13 protein-coding genes and 1 pseudogene are annotated in these 15,851 nt (G+C 74.4%); 6 read left to right on the top strand and 8 right to left on the bottom strand.

Annotated features, from left to right (window positions below):
• Positions 1-87: 87 nt before the first annotated feature.
• The 6 genes and pseudogenes from ABD954_RS02095 to ABD954_RS02120 form a co-directional block, all read right to left on the bottom strand.
• Positions 88-735, bottom strand: coding sequence for an alpha-ketoglutarate-dependent dioxygenase AlkB (locus ABD954_RS02095; RefSeq protein ID WP_345483984.1), 648 nt, complete (start codon positions 733-735; stop codon positions 88-90).
• Positions 736-818: 83 nt separating this feature from the next.
• Complete coding sequence (locus tag ABD954_RS02100) at positions 819-1,685, bottom strand: SDR family oxidoreductase (RefSeq protein ID WP_345483985.1); 867 nt, start codon at positions 1,683-1,685, stop codon at positions 819-821.
• A gap of 197 nt (positions 1,686-1,882) precedes the next feature.
• A complete protein-coding gene (locus tag ABD954_RS02105) occupies positions 1,883-3,457 on the bottom strand; it encodes a phytoene desaturase family protein (RefSeq protein ID WP_345483986.1) in 1,575 nt (524 codons plus the stop codon).
• On the bottom strand, positions 3,444-3,908 hold the full coding sequence (locus ABD954_RS02110; RefSeq protein ID WP_345483987.1) for an SRPBCC family protein: 465 nt from the start codon (positions 3,906-3,908) through the stop codon (positions 3,444-3,446). Before ABD954_RS02110 ends, ABD954_RS02105 begins: the two co-directional genes overlap by 14 nt.
• A pseudogene (locus tag ABD954_RS02115) lies at positions 3,887-5,001 on the bottom strand (SDR family NAD(P)-dependent oxidoreductase). The gene ABD954_RS02110 and the pseudogene ABD954_RS02115 overlap by 22 nt, the downstream one beginning before the upstream one ends.
• Positions 5,002-5,150: 149 nt before the next feature.
• On the bottom strand, positions 5,151-6,518 hold the full coding sequence (locus ABD954_RS02120; protein ID WP_345483988.1) for an aldehyde dehydrogenase family protein: 1,368 nt from the start codon (positions 6,516-6,518) through the stop codon (positions 5,151-5,153).
• A gap of 124 nt (positions 6,519-6,642) precedes the next feature.
• On the opposite strand from ABD954_RS02120, the gene ABD954_RS02125 reads away from it, so the two are divergent.
• The 5 genes from ABD954_RS02125 (at position 6,643) to ABD954_RS02145 (ending at position 12,384) form a co-directional block, all read left to right on the top strand.
• The gene (locus ABD954_RS02125) at positions 6,643-8,400 is read left to right on the top strand and encodes an ABC transporter substrate-binding protein (protein ID WP_345483989.1); all 1,758 of its coding nucleotides are present in this window, start codon (positions 6,643-6,645) and stop codon (positions 8,398-8,400) included.
• A gap of 60 nt (positions 8,401-8,460) precedes the next feature.
• Complete coding sequence (locus ABD954_RS02130) at positions 8,461-9,378, top strand: ABC transporter permease (RefSeq protein ID WP_345491910.1); 918 nt, start codon at positions 8,461-8,463, stop codon at positions 9,376-9,378.
• A complete protein-coding gene (locus ABD954_RS02135; protein ID WP_345483991.1) occupies positions 9,375-10,361 on the top strand; it encodes an ABC transporter permease in 987 nt (328 codons plus the stop codon). The genes ABD954_RS02130 and ABD954_RS02135 overlap by 4 nt, the downstream gene beginning before the upstream one ends.
• On the top strand, positions 10,361-11,365 hold the full coding sequence (locus ABD954_RS02140; RefSeq protein WP_345483992.1) for an ABC transporter ATP-binding protein: 1,005 nt from the start codon (positions 10,361-10,363) through the stop codon (positions 11,363-11,365). The genes ABD954_RS02135 and ABD954_RS02140 overlap by 1 nt, the downstream gene beginning before the upstream one ends.
• 83 nt (positions 11,366-11,448) lie before the next feature.
• The gene (locus ABD954_RS02145; RefSeq protein ID WP_345491912.1) at positions 11,449-12,384 is read left to right on the top strand and encodes an ABC transporter ATP-binding protein; all 936 of its coding nucleotides are present in this window, start codon (positions 11,449-11,451) and stop codon (positions 12,382-12,384) included.
• A gap of 18 nt (positions 12,385-12,402) precedes the next feature.
• Here ABD954_RS02145 and ABD954_RS02150 read toward each other — a convergent pair whose 3' ends face one another.
• Together ABD954_RS02150 and ABD954_RS02155 are read right to left on the bottom strand one after the other, a co-directional pair.
• Entirely contained in the window at positions 12,403-13,554 is a 1,152-nt protein-coding gene (locus ABD954_RS02150; RefSeq protein WP_345483993.1) for an LCP family protein, read from the bottom strand.
• Positions 13,555-13,747: 193 nt separating this feature from the next.
• The gene (locus ABD954_RS02155; protein WP_345483994.1) at positions 13,748-14,407 is read right to left on the bottom strand and encodes a hypothetical protein; all 660 of its coding nucleotides are present in this window, start codon (positions 14,405-14,407) and stop codon (positions 13,748-13,750) included.
• 670 nt (positions 14,408-15,077) lie between these two features.
• Between ABD954_RS02155 and ABD954_RS02160 the strand changes: the two genes are divergently transcribed.
• Positions 15,078-15,848 carry an NPP1 family protein gene (locus ABD954_RS02160; protein WP_425584105.1) on the top strand — a complete coding sequence of 257 codons (771 nt, stop codon included), beginning with the start codon at positions 15,078-15,080 and terminating at the stop codon, positions 15,846-15,848.
• Positions 15,849-15,851: the final 3 nt, after the last annotated feature.

Genomic DNA, 15,851 nt, shown 5'->3' on the forward strand with positions numbered 1-15,851 from the left:
AGGCGCCCGCCCGCTCGTTCCTCGACGGACTGCGCGCGGTCTCCCCTTCGGTGCGCGCGGCGCCCTCCGGCTCGCTCGCCCCCGCGCTCAGCGGACCCCGCGCGGGCGGAACTGCACGCTGATGCGGGGGCCGACGGCGCGGCTGGTCTTGGGGACGGCGTGCTCCCAGGTGCGCTGGCACGAGCCGCCCATGACGAGGAGGTCGCCGTGGCCCGAGGGCAGGCGGAGGGCCACCGGGCCGCCGCCGCGCGGGCGGAAGGCCAGGTCGCGCGGGTCGCCGAGGGCGAGGATCGCGACCATGGTGTCCTGGGTGGAGGAGCGGCCGGTGCGGTCGCCGTGCCAGGCGACGCTGTCGCGTCCGTCGCGGTAGAGGCAGAGCCCGGCCGTCACGAACGGTTCGCCCAGCTCGTCGGCGTAGTGCGCGTCGAGGGCCTCGCGGGCCTCGGTGAGCGCGGGGTGCGGCAGCGGGGCGCCTTCCCGGTAGGACGCGAGGAGCCGTGGGACGGCCACGACGTTGTCGTACATCGTGCGCTCCTCGGCCTGCCAGGGGACGCCGGTGACCAGCTCCTCGAAGAGGGCGTCGGCGCCGTGGAACCAGCCGGGCAGGTGGTCGACCCAGGCGCCGTCGCCCAGCTCCGTGCGCCGGACGCCGTCGAGGGGACCGGGTCCGATGTCGGAGCCCTGGTCGAAGAGGGAGCCCTGGAATCCCGGGAGGTGGGGTCGTACGGCGGTCATGGTTCCAGCGTAGACGACAATCGAACGCGCGAGCGATTCGAGGCGGTGGTGGGTGGTGGTCCGGCGGGCCGCGGGTCGGCGGCTCAAAAGGCGAGGAGGCGCCGGTAGCTCTCCGGGTGGGCCGCGAGGAAGTCCGCGAAGGACTGCGGCGGGTGCCCGGTCAGGGTGCGCACGTCGTCGGACACGTCGTCCATCTCCCCGGCGGCCACGGCCTCGTACGAGGTCACCCAGCCCTCGACCTCCCATTCGGGGGCGTCGTAGACCGCGCGCGAGGCGTACGCCTCCTCGCGGGTCTCCGGGTGGTAGGTGATCGTGCGGCCGCACGCGCGGGTGAGGGCGGCGGCGATCTCGTCGAAGCTCAGCGCCTCGGGACCGGTCATGTCGTACGTGGCGCCGTCGTGCCCGTCACCGAGCAGCACCGCCGAGGCCGCGTCGGCGATGTCGTCGTGGGTGACGGCGCCCACGCGCCCGTCCCCGGCCGGACCGCGCAGGACGCCCTCGGAGGACGTCATGGCGACCAGGTCGGCCTGGTAGGTGCTGTCCCGCAGGAAGGTGAAGGAAAGACCGGTGGAGCGGATGCGCTGCTCGGTGTGCCAGTGGTCACGGGCGAAGGTGAAGGTGGCGTGCGGAGCGGCGTTGAGGTAGGAGAGGTAGACGATCCGCCGCACCCCGGCGGCCACGGCGGCGTCCACGGCGGTGCCGTGGGTCCTCACCCGGCCCGGCGCCTCGTGGGCCGACACCAGGAAGAGCGTGGTCGCGCCGTCGAGGGCGGCCCGCATTCCGGGGGCGTCGTCGTAGGACGCGGTCCGGCCGTCGGCGACCGGCAGCGCGGCCAGTCTCGCCGGGTCGCGCCCCAGCGCGCGGACGTCGGCGCCCGCCTCGGCGAGGTGCCGCACCACCCGCCGTCCGATCCGCCCGGTGGCCCCGGTGACCGCGATCAGCTCGCCCATGCCCTGCCGTCCTCTCCGCCGGGTCCCGGCTCGTGTTCACGTCCGGGCGCCGTGTCCCTGACCCCGCCGCCGCACGGGAGGCCGTACGCCGGTCGGCGCCCGCGTCCTGACCGGCCCGGACCCCCATTCGACCGCGCCGCCGCGCCGCGCGCACCCGGGCGCGGCGCGCCCGCGCCCGGGTGCGCGCCGGCCGCCGATCACCTCCGCGGGAGCCGCGGGTGCGCCCGGAGCGCGGCGCGGGCCGCGTTGGCGCCGGGGGCGCCGTGGACACCGCCGCCCGGGTGGGCGGTGGCGGAGGCGAGGTAGAGCCCGCGGACCGGCGTACGGGGGCGGCCGGTGCCGGGCAGGGGGCGGAAGACGAGCTGCTGGTGGAGGTTGGTCGTGCCCTGGTTGACCGCTCCCCCGGTCAGGGCCGCGTTGCGGCGTTCCAGGTCGGGCGGGGCCAGCACCCGCCGGGCGAGGACGGCGGACCGGAAGCCGGGAGCGAGCCGCTCGATGCCCGCCTCGACGCGGTCGGCGATCGCCTCCTTCTCCCGTTCGTCCCAGCGGCCCGCGATCCCGTCGGGTCCGGCGTCGGCCCGGACGCGCTGGGGCACGTGGGTGTATCCCCAGGCGGACTCGGTGCCGGCGGGCGAACGCGCCGGGTCGGCGGTCGTCATCTGGCCGAGCACGGTGAAGGGCACCTCCGGGACCTGCTCCATGGCCAGCTGTCCCGCGAAGCGGGTGAGCGCGTCGACGCCCTCGGCGATGTGAACCGTGCCGGCGCCCCGCGCGCCTGCAGAGGCCCAGGGGACGGGGCGCGCCAGGGCCCAGTCCACCTTGACGGTGGCGAAGTCCCACTGGAAGCGGGCCAGGTCGGCGCGCACGCGCGCGGGCAGGTGCTCCTCGCCGACCAGCCGCCGGTAGAGCAGGGGTGCGGGGACGTCGGCGAGGACGGCCCGCCGCGCCGGCACCTCGGTACCGTCGTCGAGACGGACGGCGACGGCACGGCCGGAGCGCACCAGGACCCGGGTCACGGCGTGGCCGCAGCGCAGTTCGCCGCCCCGGGCGCGGAACCGGTCGACGAGGGCACGGGTGAGCATCCCGGCGCCGCCCACCGGCACCGGATAGCCGTGGACCTGGCCGAGCATGCTCATCAGCCAGCCGAAGCCGCCGCCCAGGGCGGACTCGGGGCCGAGGTCGGCGTGCAGGGCGTTGCCGGCGATCAGGAGCCGGCCGCCCTCGCCCGCGAAGTTCTCCTCCCCGAAGCGGCGGGCGGGCAGCAGCATGGTCCGGGCCAGGCGCAGCAGGTCGGGGCCCGTGCGGCCGGCCAGGCGCAGCCCGGCCAGTACGGGCGGGAACGGGGTGAAGAGGCAGCGGACGAGGTCGTCGCCGACGTGTTCCCACAGGCGGTGCAGCCGTTCCCAGGCCGCTCCGTCTCCGGGTGAGAAGCCGTCGACGGACTCGGCGGTCCGCTTCACGTCCCGGCCCAGGACCGCGCAGCGGCCGTCGGCGAGCGGGTGGGCCACGACGTCGGGGGCGTGGCTCCAGCGCAGTCCGTGGCGCTCCAGGCGGAGCGCGCCGAGCACGGGCGAGGCGGCGGCCAGCGGGTAGAAGGCGCTGAAGGTGTCGTGGACGAAGTCCGGGTGGACGCCCCGGTCGCTGCGCACGGCCCCGCCGGGCTCGTCCTGGGCCTCCAGGACCACGACGTGCCAGCCGGCGTCGGCGAGGATGTTGGCGGCGACCAGGCCGTTGGGGCCCGCGCCGATGACGACGGCGTCAGACGGAGGCACGGGACGGGTCCTCGTGGGTGCCGGTCTTCTCCTCGACGGCTCGTTCGAGGCGGGCGAGCATCCGGCGGTGCCGCCACCGGATGAGCGCGTCGAGCGCGGTGTTGTGCAAGGGGGTCGCGGGGCCGGTGAGCGGGTGTTCGTCGACCAGGACCAGACAGCCCTCGCCCCACCGCAGGGTGCGGAAGCCGATGCGCGCGCTGCCGAGGCCGTTGACCGCCTCCAGCTCCAGGCGGTGTTCCGGCTCGCAGAGCCGCGAGATGGTCCTGCCCTCGACGGTCCACGGGCCGATCTTGACGGTGTAGCCCAGCTCCGCGCCTTCGGCCGGCCACGCGTCGTCGCGTTCCCAGGTGTCGTGGGTGCCCACCACCCATCGGGCGTAGAGCTCCCCGTCGCCGAGGACGGACCAGACGTCCGCCGGGGGCGCCTCGATCAGTCGGTGCCATTGAGCCATGAGCGCGGTCTCCTTACGGGTCGGGCGAACGGACGCGGGAGAGATGAGGCCGGTCGGGAGCGGGTCCGGGCCACCGCTCGGGCGCCTGCGGCGGCCGCCGCGCCGAGGACGGAGGCGGCGCAGGCGGCGCGTGCCGCCGTGCGCGCGCGGCCGGCGCGCCCGCCCCGTACGGCGGCGGACGCGCCCGACGGGAGGCGCAGGCGGCCCTCGGTGTCGTCGGCGGATCCCGGTGCGCCGAGGTAGTGGTGCTCGGTCCGCCAGGCGATGAGGCCGAGCAGCGGCCGCCGGGCGACGGCCGTCGCGGCGGGCAGCAGCCGTGCGCCCGGACCGACGGTCACGCGGCGGCGCGGGCGGGCGGCCGCGTGCACGACGGCGCGGGCCACCCGTTCCGGTGTGGCGACCGCCGGCAGGGCGCGCAGGCGGCGGCCGGTGTGGTTGGCCGCGTGGTCGAAGAAGGGGGTGTCGACCCCGGTCGGCAGGACGGTGCAGACGGTCACGCCGTGGTCGCCCGCGAGGGACAGTTCGCGGCGCAGGGTCTCGTCGAGGGTCACGAGCGCGGCCTTGGAGGCGGCGTAGGCGCCCATGTAGGGGGCCTGGACCGCCGCCCCGAGCATCGAGGAGATGTCGATGATCACTCCTCGGCCCCGCGCGCGCATCGGGGGCAGGGCGGCCCGGGCGCCGTGGAGGGCGCCCAGCACGTTGACGTCCCACAGCCGGTGCACGTCGTCGAGCGGCACCTCGCCGAGGCTTCCGAGGATGCCCACGCCGGCGGCGTTCACCAGACGTCGATGCGTCCGTAGCGGGTGAGCGCGGTGCGGGCGACGCGGTCGACGGCCGCGGCGTCGGTGACGTCGGCGGGCACGGCGACCGCCCCGGCCGCGGGGTGCGCGGACCGGCATGCTCCCGCCACCTCCTCCAGCGCCTCGCGGCTGCGCGCGGTCACCACGACGTGGGCGCCGCGCCGGGCGAAGGCGAGCGCCGTGGCGCGGCCGATGCCGCTGGAGGCACCGGTCACGACGGCGACGAGTCCGGGCCGGCTCCCGTGTGCGAGCAGGTTCACCCCCGGCGTGTCTCCCGTTCGCGGGGGTTTCATGCCTTGCGCGGCGAACCGTCTGCCGGGCGGTGCGGGCCGTCCGGCCCGGGTGCCGGGCGCGGGAGGGGCGGGCCGGCCGGTCCCGGGGCCGGTCCCGGGCGCCGGCCGTCGGGGGCGCGTGTCGGGACCGGTGGGGTGGCCGCGGGCCCTCAGACCGTCCCGGCCGATCCCAGCGTGTAGGTACGCGATGCGGTGTAGAAGTCCAGGGCGGCGCGGCCCTGTTCGCGGGGTCCGTAGCCGGAGGACTTGGCGCCGCCGAAGGGGAGGTGGAAGTCGACGCCGGTGGTGGGGGCGTTGACGCGGATCATGCCGGTGTCCAGGCGGTCGAGGCCGTGCAGGGCGGTGTCCAGGTCGGCGGTGTGGACCGAGGTGACCAGGCCGTAGCGGGCCGCGTTGGTGATCCGTACGGCGTGGTCGAGGTCGCGGGCCGGGAGCAGGGTGGCGACGGGGCCGAAGACCTCCTCGCGCAGGAGGCGGTGGCCGGGGGCGACCTTCTCGACGAGGGTGGGCGCCGCGTACCAGCCCGGCCGGTCGGGCAGGGTGCCGCCGGCGAGGACGGACAGGCCCTGCCAGGCGGCGCCGGTCTCGTTGCGGGCCGTCTCGGTGATGAGCGGGCCGCACACGGTCGAGGGGTCGGCGGGGTCGCCGACGGGGACGGCCCGCAGCGCTTCGGCGAGTGCCTCGCGCAGCGGGTCGAGGGCGGCGCCGACGGCGACGATCCGGCGGGTGGCGGTGCACTTCTGGCCCGCGTAGCCGGCGACGGAGGCGGCGATGTGCGCAGCCGCCCGGCCGGGGTCGGCGTCGGGCAGCACGATCGCCGCGTTGAGTCCGCCCATCTCGGCCTGGACGGGGATGCCCCGGGCGGTGGCCGAGCGGACGACGGTCCGGCCGACGGCGGACGAGCCGGTGAAGGAGACTACGTCGGCGGCGGAGACGAGCGCCCCGCCCTCGGTGGCGCCGCCGGGCACGACGGTGAACAGGCCCTCGGGCAGGGCGCGTCCGACGAGCTCGGCCAGCCGCAGGGCGCAGGCGGTGGCCTCGGGGGCGGGCTTGAGGACGACGGCGTTGCCGGTGGCCAGCGCCGGGGCGGCCTTCCAGCTCGGGATGGCGAAGGGGAAGTTCCACGGCGTGACGAGTCCGGCCACGCCGTGCGGGCGGCGCCGGGTCAGGAGCAGTCCCGGTCCGGCGGCGGTGTCGTGGACGGCGCCGGTGGGCTCGTAGGGCGCCTGGGCGTAGTAGCGCCAGATCGCGACCGTGCGGGCGAGCTCCGCGCGGGCCTCGACGAGCGGCTTGCCGACCTCGCGGACGGCGAGGTCGGCGAGGTCGGTGCGCTCGGCCTCGATGGCGTCGGCGACCGCGCCGAGGGCGGCTGACCGGGCGGCGGCGCCTGCGTACGCCCAGTCGGGCTGCGCGGCGCGGGCGCGTTCGACCGCGTCGGCCGCGGCGAAGGCGCCGGGGGACGGGAGGGCGAGGAGGACGTCGGCCGGGTCGGCGGGGTTGCGGGAGATGACGGTCATGCGGCGCACCTTTTCTGTGGCGTCCGTGGGCTTGGTGGTGTCCGAGGGCTTGCGCAGTACAATTTCACATTACTATTTTACGGGTCACATTTCAGTCTGCGCCTCGCCACCGGAAGTGACCCTGATGGACAAGCACGCTCGACTCGCCTCCGCCGCCGCCCTGTTGACGGCCCTCACCCTCGCCACCGCCGGGTGCTCCGGCGCGGGCGGCGGCACCGCCGCGAGCGGCGGACGCACCGGCACCAACCCCGCGACCGGCACCAACGGCACCGTCATCGGCGGCACTCCGGCCAGGGGCGGCACCCTCACCGTCCTGTCCAACCAGGACTTCACCCACCTCGACCCCGCCCGCAACTGGGTGATGGGCGACATGGACTTCGGCACCCGGCTGCTCTACCGGACCCTGCTCACCTACAAGGCCGAACCGGGCGCGAAGGGCGGCGAGCTGGTCCCCGACCTCGCCGAGGACCTCGGCACCTCGTCCAACGGGGCCAGGACCTGGACCTTCCGCCTGAAGAAGGGCCTGAAGTACGAGGACGGCACCCCCGTCACGGCCCGGGACGTCAAGTACAACGTGGAGCGGTCCTTCTCGCCCGACCTGCCCGGCGGACCCGACTACGCCGCCCGCTACCTCGCCGGCGCCGAGGGCTACCAGGGGCCGGCCGGCGGCAGACACCTGGACTCGATCAAGACGCCCGACGAACGCACGATCGTCTTCGAACTGCGCAAGCCCTTCGCCGAGTTCCCCTACGCCACCGTGCTGCCCACCTTCGCCCCCGTGCCCCGGTCCCAGGACAAGGGCCCGCGGTACGACAACCGCCCCTTCTCCTCGGGGCCGTACCGGATCGAGTCGTACGCCCGCGACAAGCAGCTCGTCCTCGTCCGCAACCCCCACTGGGACCCCGCCACCGACACGGTCCGCAAGGCCTACCCGGACCGGATCGTCGTGACGATGGGCCTCAAGGGCAACCAGATCGACGACCGGCTGATCGCGGGCGCCGGCGCGGACGCCTCCGCCGTCGCCTGGGCCAAGCTCCGCCCCGAGTCCACGCCCAAGGTCCTCACCCGGCCCGAGGTCAGGTCGAGGCTGCTCGCCGAGTCGACCAACTGCACCGAGATGGTGCAGATGCACACCGGCCGCGCCCCCTTCGACGACATCCGGATCCGCAAGGCCGTGCAGTACGCCCTCGACCGCCAGGCCGTGCTCACCGCCTCCGGCGGCCCGGCGCTCAACGACCCCGCCACCGCGCTCATGCCCGGCTCCCTGTTCGCCGGCGGCAAGCAGCCCGACACCCTGAGGATCCCGCCGACCGGCGACGTGGCCAAGGCCAGACAGCTCCTCGAGGAGGCGGGCAAGGCCGACGGCTTCACCACCGGACTCACCGTCTCCACCGGCGACAAGGCGGTGGCCGAGGCCGTCCAGCAGTCCCTCGGCCGCGCCGGCATCAAGGTGGTCATCGAGACCGTCGACCCGTCCGCCTTCTACGACACCATCGGCGACACGAAGAACCGGACGGACCTCGTCTACACCGGCTGGTGCCCCGACTACCCCTCGGGATCCACCTTCCTGCCCTTCGTCTTCGACGGCCGCTACATCAAGGAGAAGGGCAACTCCGGCAACCACTCCCTCTTCCGCGACCCGGCCACCATGAAGCGGATGGACGAGATCGCCGCCATGACCGACGCCGCGCGGGCCGACACGGCGTGGCAGGAGCTCGACGGGCGGATCCTCGCCCAGGCGCCCACCGCGCCCGCCGTCGTCGAGCGGCTGCCCCTCCTCGTCGGCCCCAACGTCGCGGGCGCCTTCGGCCACACCTCCTTCGGCGGTCAGATCGACTACGCGACCGTCGGCCTCAAGAACCCCGCCGCGAGCGGAAGCTGAGACCCCGTGACCTCCACCGACACCGCACGGAGCGCCGGCAGGCCACCGGCCGCCGACACCGTGAAGCCTCCCGCCACGACGAGCGGCGGCCCCTGGCGGCTCGCCGCCGCAGAACTGCGCCGCCGCACCTCCGCTCTCGTGGCGCTCGGCGTCGTCGCGCTGTTCGCCGTGATGGCGGCGGCCGCCCCGCTGCTCAGCGCCCTGGGCGGCTGGGGCCCCGACGAGTTCGACCCCTCGGCCGTCGACCCCTACCTGGGCGGCCTGCCCATCGGCCCGCTCGGCGGGATGTCCGCCGAGCACTGGCTCGGCGTCGAACCGGTCACCGGACGCGACCTGTTCGCCCGGGTCGTGCACGGCGCTCAGGTCTCGCTGCTCATCGCCTTCGCCGCGACCGCGATCGTGGTCGTCACCGGGGTCGCGGCGGGCGTCGCCGCCGGCTGGTTCGGGGGCCGCACGGACACCGTGCTGTCCCGGCTGATGGACCTCACCATGTCCTTCCCCTCCCTCATCTTCATGATCGCGATGATGTCGGTGGCCCGGGACGTCAACCGGATCGTGCTCATGACCCTGGTCATCGGCCTGTTCGGCTGGCCCGGCATCGCCCGGGTCGTGCGCGGCCAGACCCTCTCGCTCAAGCACCGCGAGTACGTGGCCGCGGCCCGCGTCAGCGGCGCCTCCCACCTGCGGATCCTCACCCGGGACATCCTGCCCGGCGTCGCCGGGCCCGTCATCGCGTACACCACCCTGATCATCCCGGGGATGATCGCCACCGAGGCCGCGCTCAGCTACCTGGGCGTCGGGGTGCGCCCGCCGACGCCGTCCTGGGGCCAGATGATCGCCGAGAGCGTGGCCTTCTACGACACGGACCCGATGTACTTCGTCGTGCCGAGCCTGTGCCTCTTCCTCACCGTCCTCGCCTTCACCCTCCTCGGTGACGCGCTGCGGGACGTGCTCGACCCCCGCGGAGGCCGGTCGTGATCCTCTACCTCGGCCGCCGGCTGCTCGGCGTGCTCGGTGTCCTCGTCGCCGTCGCCGCCATCACCTTCGTCATCTTCTACGTGCTGCCCTCCGACCCGGCGGCCGCGGCCTGCGGCAAGTCGTGCAGCGCCGAGCGGCTCACGGCGATCCGCGCCCACATGGGCCTGGACCAGCCGCTGTGGCGGCAGTTCACCGACTTCCTGACCGGCGTCTTCACCGGGCGCACCATCGGCACCGGCCCGTACGCGCTCGCCTGCGACTTCCCGTGTCTGGGCTACTCGTACGAGAACAGCCAGCCCGTCTGGGACCTGCTGGTGGACCGGCTCCCGGTCTCGGTCTCGCTCGCGGTCGGCGCCGCCGTGATCTGGCTGGCGCTCGGCCTCGGCACCGGTGTCACCGCCGCCCTGCGCAAGGACACGCTCACCGACCGGGCGCTGATGGTCGGCGCGGTCGCCGCCGCCTCGCTGCCGGTCTACTTCACCTCGGTCATGCTGATCTACGGTCTGATCCGGGTCGCCGGAGTGCTGCCCTATCCCACGTACGTGCCGTTCGGCACCGATCCGCTGTCGTGGGCGTCGAACCTGCTCCTTCCCTGGCTGGCCCTGGCGGTCCTCTACGCGGCCATGTACGCCCGGCAGAGCCGCAGTTCCATGATCGAGTCGATGGCGGAGCCGTACATCCGCACCGCCCGGGCCAAGGGCCTGCCGCGGCGGACCGTGGTGGTCAAGCACGGCCTGCGGGCCGGGATGACCCCGATCCTGACCATCTTCGGCATGGACCTGGGCGGGCTCCTCGCGGGCGCCGTCATCACCGAGTCGATCTTCGGTCTGCCGGGGGTCGGGCGGCTCTTCTACGGGGCCCTCGCCACCGGCGACCAGCCGGTGATCCTCGGCGTCACGCTGCTGGCCGCCGCCTTCATCGTCGTCGCCAACCTGTGCGTCGACCTGCTGTACGCCGTCGTCGACCCGCGAGTGAGGTACTGATGACCGCTCCCGAGACCCTGCTGTCCGTCCGCGGTCTGACGGTGGTCTTCCCGACCCGGCACGGGCCGGTGCGCGCCGTGGACGGGCTCGACTTCGACGTGCCGCGCGGACGCACGCTCGGCATCGTCGGCGAGTCCGGCTCCGGCAAGTCGGTGACGTCGATGGCCGTGATGGGGCTGCACACGGGCGCCGAGGTGTCGGGCTCCGTCACGCTGGAGGGGCGCGAGCTGGTCGGCCTGCCGGAGCGCGAGCTGAACCGGCTGCGCGGCCGGCGGATGGCGATGATCTTCCAGGACCCGCTGTCCAGCCTCCATCCGTTCTACACGGTCGGGGAGCAGATCGCCGAGCACCACCGGGTGCACTTCGGCTCCCGCCGGGCCGCCGCGCGCCGGCGGGCGGTCGACGCGCTCGGCGAGGTCGGCATCCCGGATCCGAGGCGGCGGGCCGGCGAGTACCCGCACCAGTTCTCCGGCGGCATGCGCCAGCGCGTGATGATCGCCATGGCGCTCGTCTGCGAACCCGACCTGCTCATCGCCGACGAGCCGACCACCGCCCTCGACGTCACCGTGCAGGCCCAGATCCTGGAGCTCGTCGCACGGGTCCAGCAGGAACGGGGACTCGGCGTCGTGATGATCACGCACGATCTGGGCGTGGTGGCGCGGGTCGCGCACGAGGTCCTGGTGATGTACGGCGGGCGGGCCGCCGAACGGGCCCCGGTGGACGACCTGTTCGCCGCCCCCGCGCACCCCTACACCCGGGGGCTGCTCGACTCGCTGCCCCGGCTCGACGACCGGGACGACCTGCCGCTGCGGGCCATCCCGGGCTCGCCGCCCTCGCTGCTCGAACCGGCGCGCGGGTGCGCCTTCGCGCCGCGCTGCCCGCGTCCGTCCGCCGGCACCGGCGAGGAGCGGGCGAGGTGCGCGAGCGAGCGCCCGGTGCTCACCGGCCCGGCCGGCCATCCGGTCGCCTGTCACTTCCCCGCGTACGAAGGCGTCGCCCCGTGACCACACAGCCCACCCCCACCCCGCGGCCCGCACCCTCGGCCGGCCCTGCCGCACCACCGCTGCTGTCCGTGCGGGACCTGACGATGACGTTTCCCGGGCGCCGGTCCCGCTCCGCCCGGGTCCGGGCCGTCGACGGCGTGAGCTTCGACATCGCCGCGGGCGAGACCCTGGGCCTGGTCGGCGAGTCCGGCTGTGGCAAGTCGACGACCAGCCGGATGATCGTGCGGCTGCTCCGGCCGACCTCCGGCAGCGTCGTGTTCGACGGCCGGGACATCAGCGGGCTGTCCCAGCGCGCCCTCAAGCCGCTGCGGCGCGAACTCCAGATGGTCTTCCAGGATCCGCACTCCTCCCTCAACCCGCGCCAGACGGTGGGCAGGATCATCGCCGACCCGCTGCTGGTGCACGGCACTCCCGCCGCCGAGGCGCGCCGGCGCGCGGCGGAGCTGATGGAGCTCGTGGGGCTGATCCCGGAACACCTGAACCGCCATCCGCACGAGTTCTCCGGCGGGCAGGCCCAGCGGATCGGGATCGCGCGGGCCCTGGCGACCGGACCGCGGCTCGTGGTCGCCGACGAACCCGTGTCGGCACTCGACGTGTCCGTGCAGGCGCAGATCGTCAACCTGATGGAGCGGCTGCGCAAGGAGCTGGGCCTCGCCTTCCTCTTCGTCGCCCACGACCTGTCGGTGGTGAAGCGGGTCTGCGACCGGGTGGCCGTGATGTACCTGGGGCGGATCGTGGAGACCGGCCCGAAGGACCGGGTGTACGCGGATCCGGCCCACCCCTACACCCGGGCGCTGCTCTCGGCCGTGCCGCTGCCCGACCCGGTGGCCGAGCGGGCCAGGGAGCGGATCACCCTCCTCGGTGATCCGCCGAGCCCGGCCGCGCCGCCGCCGGGCTGCGCCTTCCACCCGCGCTGTCCGAAGGCGCGGGACGTCTGCCGGACGGAGGCTCCGCTGCTGCGGATCACCCGGGCCGGGGAGGCGCGGGAGGTGGCCTGCCACTTCCCCGAGTCGGGCTGAAGCCGGCCGGCCGGGGCGTCAGTTGGTCGCCGGGCGGAGCCGGTCGACGGGGTGGGTGTTCACGTACGTCGCCAGGTCGTCGTCCTTGAACGCCCGCCACAGCTCCGCGCAGCGCGCCGGGTCGAGGTGGACCACCGACTGGCCCGCCTGCGTGCCGGTGCCCTTCACCGGGGCGTTCATGAAGGTCATGTCCCCGGCGCGGACCTCCCGCATGTCCCAGATCAGGCGGCGCATCTCGTCGTCGTCGAAGCGCTCGTCGACGCTGACGGTCTCGGTGAAGATGTCGAGGGTCCGCTTCAGGCCGCGCGGGTCCTTCAGGGACGAGGAGGTCATCACCTTCTCCAGGACCGTGCGCAGGTAGTTCTGCTGCCGGTGGGTGCGGTCGAAGTCGCCGTTGGGCAGGTTCCTGCGTTCCTGGACGTAGGCGAGGGCCTGCTCGCCGTTCATGTGCCGGCGCTCGCCGTCGGCCATGAGGATATCGACGCCGCCGACGGCGTCGGTGAGCTTGCGGAAGCCGCTCCAGTCGATGACGGCGAAGTGGTCGACGCGGACGTCGGTCAGGCGCTGGACGGTGTCGATGAGCAGCGGCGGCCCGCCCCAGGAGAAGGCCGCGTTCAGCTTGGCCCGGCCCCGGCCGGGGACGTCGACCCAGGAGTCGCGGGGCAGCGAGACGACGTACGCGGCGGAGTGGTCGTCGGGGATGTGCACCAGCATCATCGCGTCGCTGCGCTGGTCGCCGTACTTCCACAGCCTGCCCTTGGCGTCGCTGCCGGTCGTGGGCACGTCCGAGCGCGAGTCGAGTCCCATCAGGAGGAAGTTCTGCCCGCCCTTGGAGGCGGCGGGCACCGGCGCGTTCGTGGGGAAGGTCTGCGGGATCCGCTGGACCCGGCCGGTGTAGTGCTGGTACGCCCAGTATCCCGTGCCCGCGGTGAGCAGCACGGCCCCGACGAGCAGGGCGAGCGCGGTCAGCAGGACCGTCCTGGCCTTCGGGCGTCGCCGCCCGCGCGTCCGGGCCCCGGCCTGGCCGGTCCCTTCCGCCGCGTCCTGCCGTTCCTCCGCTGCCTGTGCCCTCGTCGCCCGTGCTTGTGCGGCCCGTGCTTGTGTGGCCCGTTCTTCCGTGGCCCGTTCTTCCGTGGCCCGTTCTTCGGTGGCCCGTTCCCGCGCGTCCATCGGCTGCGTCTCCCCCTTCGCTGCCCGCCCCGGCTCCTCCGGCTCCCCGGCCCGCCCCGCCCGAGGAGTGCTTCAGGCCACCAGGATGCCGAAGACGCGCCCGCCGCGGGGCGACTCCGGGGAAGCCGGACGGGATCGGGCCGGGAGCGGGCCGGTGCGGGGGGGGGTGACGGTCCCGCACCGGCCCGGGGGATCAGCCCGTGACGGTGATCTGCTGCGCGGGGTCGGTCGTGTCGGTGATGCGGTAGGTGGCGCTGAAGGTGGCCGACTGGTTGCCCGTCGGGCAGAGGAAGCCGCCGGTGACCGTGGCCGGGACGGGGGCGTTCGCGAGGGCCAGGGTGGACGGGGCGCCGTTGGTCCAGGTGCCGGCGACGGCGGTGGGGCCGCTCGGGGAGGCGGTGATGGTGCAGGAGGCGAAGCCGCTGGTCTTCAGCACGACGCCGCCCTTGGGGATGGTGAAGCCGCCGGTCGCCGGGGCGCCGTTCTGCACGGAGAGCGTCCAGGCGCCGTTGGTGGCGTTGCTGGTGACGGTCACGCCCACACCGGCGACGCTGGTCGTGCAGCCGCTGAAGGTGGGCGGGTTGACGGGGACGGTGACGGGGCCGGCCGCGTTGTGGTTGGCGGGGGCGGCGGGGATCTTGTTGTTGGCCCCGGACGTCGGTACGGAGGCGGAGACCGTACAGGTCATGGTGGTGGAGCCGGCGACGAAGGTGGCCTTGCCGGTGAGCTGGGCGGAGAAGGAGTGACCGGCCGGGAGCAGCGTGGTCGGCGCGACGGCCTGCGTGCCCGTGGCGCCGAAGGTGAGCGCGGTGGCCGCGGCGAGCCCGGTCGCGGAGACGAGCAGCTTGGACATGGGGATCTCCTCGGTGTCGGAGGGTGGGGAGCGAGGAGGTGCGGATGCGCGTGGGCTGACGTGTCAGGTGGGGGTACGCGCAAAGTGACTTGAGAGTAGAACTGGCCGGTAGGGGTGTCCAGGAGCGATTCGCGCCAGTACTGACGACTCGTCAGCAAGCTTGGCCGGACCGGGTGCTTGACAGCGACGTGACGACGAATCGGCCTCCTCCTCGTGAACGCGGATCACCGGGGACCCCGGGCACGGCACCGCCCCCGGAGCGGAGCCTCGATCCGGGGGCGGCGGGAGCGGCGATGTCGGCGCACGACGCTCGGGGTGCGGGGTCCGGGAGCCCCCACGGCTCCCGTTCGGCTGTGACCCCGCACCCCGATCCTGCCGTGTCCCGCGCCGTGTTCGGCGATCTTCCGGCGCGTCCCACACGATCCGACGAAGGCACGGCCTCCCGCTTGACGGTTCACGCGCCCCTCGCGCGCCTCCCGTCCGCCCGCCGCGCACCGGCCGCACGGGTCACGCGCACCCCTCCCCCGCCCGCCCCACCCGCGCCGCTCCCCCTGGTCCGCACGCCCGTGCGTCCCGTAACCCACCGTTCTCCGCACGGTGGTTGACGCTCCGCGCGCCCGGCTGCGAAGGTCTGGCAGCCCTCCCCCACACCCAAGGAGTTGACGTGCACCTGATATTCACGTCGGGGCGCCGGAGGTCGGTGCTCGCCGCCGTCCTGTGCGCCCTCGCCCTCGTCCTCGGACTTCCGGCGACCGCCCACGCCGCCGTGCTCCAGCCGCTGCCGCAGAACGCCGACGGCCTGGAGCTGACCTACGCGCCGGTGTACGACTTCGACACCGACGGCTGCTACATGACGGCCGCCATCGGTGCCGACGGCACGCTCAACCCGGGGCTCAAGCTGGGCGGCACCGTCAACGGACAGTGCCACGACCCCGCCCAGCTGGCCGCCGCCAACTCCTACTCCCGCGCGAAGTGCAACAACGGCTGGTGCGCCGTCGTCTACGCCGGCTACTACGAGAAGGACCAGGCCACCTGGGGACCGCTCGCCCTCGGGCACCGCCACGACTGGGAGCACGTGGTGGTCTGGATCAGCGGTGACCAGGTCCAGTACGTCTCGGTCTCGCAGCACAGCGGCTACCAGGTGGCCGCCCGGTCGGCGATCCGCTTCGACGGCACCCACCCCAAGATCGTCTACCACAAGGACGGCGCCTCCACCCACTGCTACCGCTTCGCCGGCTCGGCCGACGAGCAGATCGAGAACGCCACCGGCGCCTGGTTCCGGCCCCGTCTGGTCGGCTGGAACGGTTATCCGGCCGGACTGCGCGAGAAGCTCACGGCCGCGGACTTCGGCTCGGCGACCCTCAAGATCCGGGACGCGGACTTCGCGAACGCCCTGGCCCGTTCCGAGCCGGCGGGCCTTCCGTTCGACCCCTACGCCTGAGCC

It is taken from the genome of Streptomyces roseoviridis (genome assembly GCF_039535235.1).
In the GTDB taxonomy this organism is placed as follows: domain Bacteria; phylum Actinomycetota; class Actinomycetes; order Streptomycetales; family Streptomycetaceae; genus Streptomyces; species Streptomyces roseoviridis.

Excerpts from the sequence above, each read along its gene's own strand:
- ABD954_RS02095 (WP_345483984.1), bottom strand. The coding sequence starts at position 735 with ATGACCGCCGTACGACCCCACCTCCCGGGATTCCAGGGCTCCCTCTTC.
- ABD954_RS02100 (WP_345483985.1), bottom strand. The coding sequence starts at position 1,685 with ATGGGCGAGCTGATCGCGGTCACCGGGGCCACCGGGCGGATCGGACGG.
- ABD954_RS02110 (WP_345483987.1), bottom strand. The coding sequence starts at position 3,908 with ATGGCTCAATGGCACCGACTGATCGAGGCGCCCCCGGCGGACGTCTGG.
- ABD954_RS02120 (WP_345483988.1), bottom strand. The coding sequence starts at position 6,518 with ATGACCGTCATCTCCCGCAACCCCGCCGACCCGGCCGACGTCCTCCTC.
- ABD954_RS02125 (WP_345483989.1), top strand. The coding sequence starts at position 6,643 with ATGGACAAGCACGCTCGACTCGCCTCCGCCGCCGCCCTGTTGACGGCC.
- ABD954_RS02140 (WP_345483992.1), top strand. The coding sequence starts at position 10,361 with ATGACCGCTCCCGAGACCCTGCTGTCCGTCCGCGGTCTGACGGTGGTC.
- ABD954_RS02145 (WP_345491912.1), top strand. The coding sequence starts at position 11,449 with ATGACGTTTCCCGGGCGCCGGTCCCGCTCCGCCCGGGTCCGGGCCGTC.
- ABD954_RS02150 (WP_345483993.1), bottom strand. The coding sequence starts at position 13,554 with ATGGACGCGCGGGAACGGGCCACCGAAGAACGGGCCACGGAAGAACGG.
- ABD954_RS02155 (WP_345483994.1), bottom strand. The coding sequence starts at position 14,407 with ATGTCCAAGCTGCTCGTCTCCGCGACCGGGCTCGCCGCGGCCACCGCG.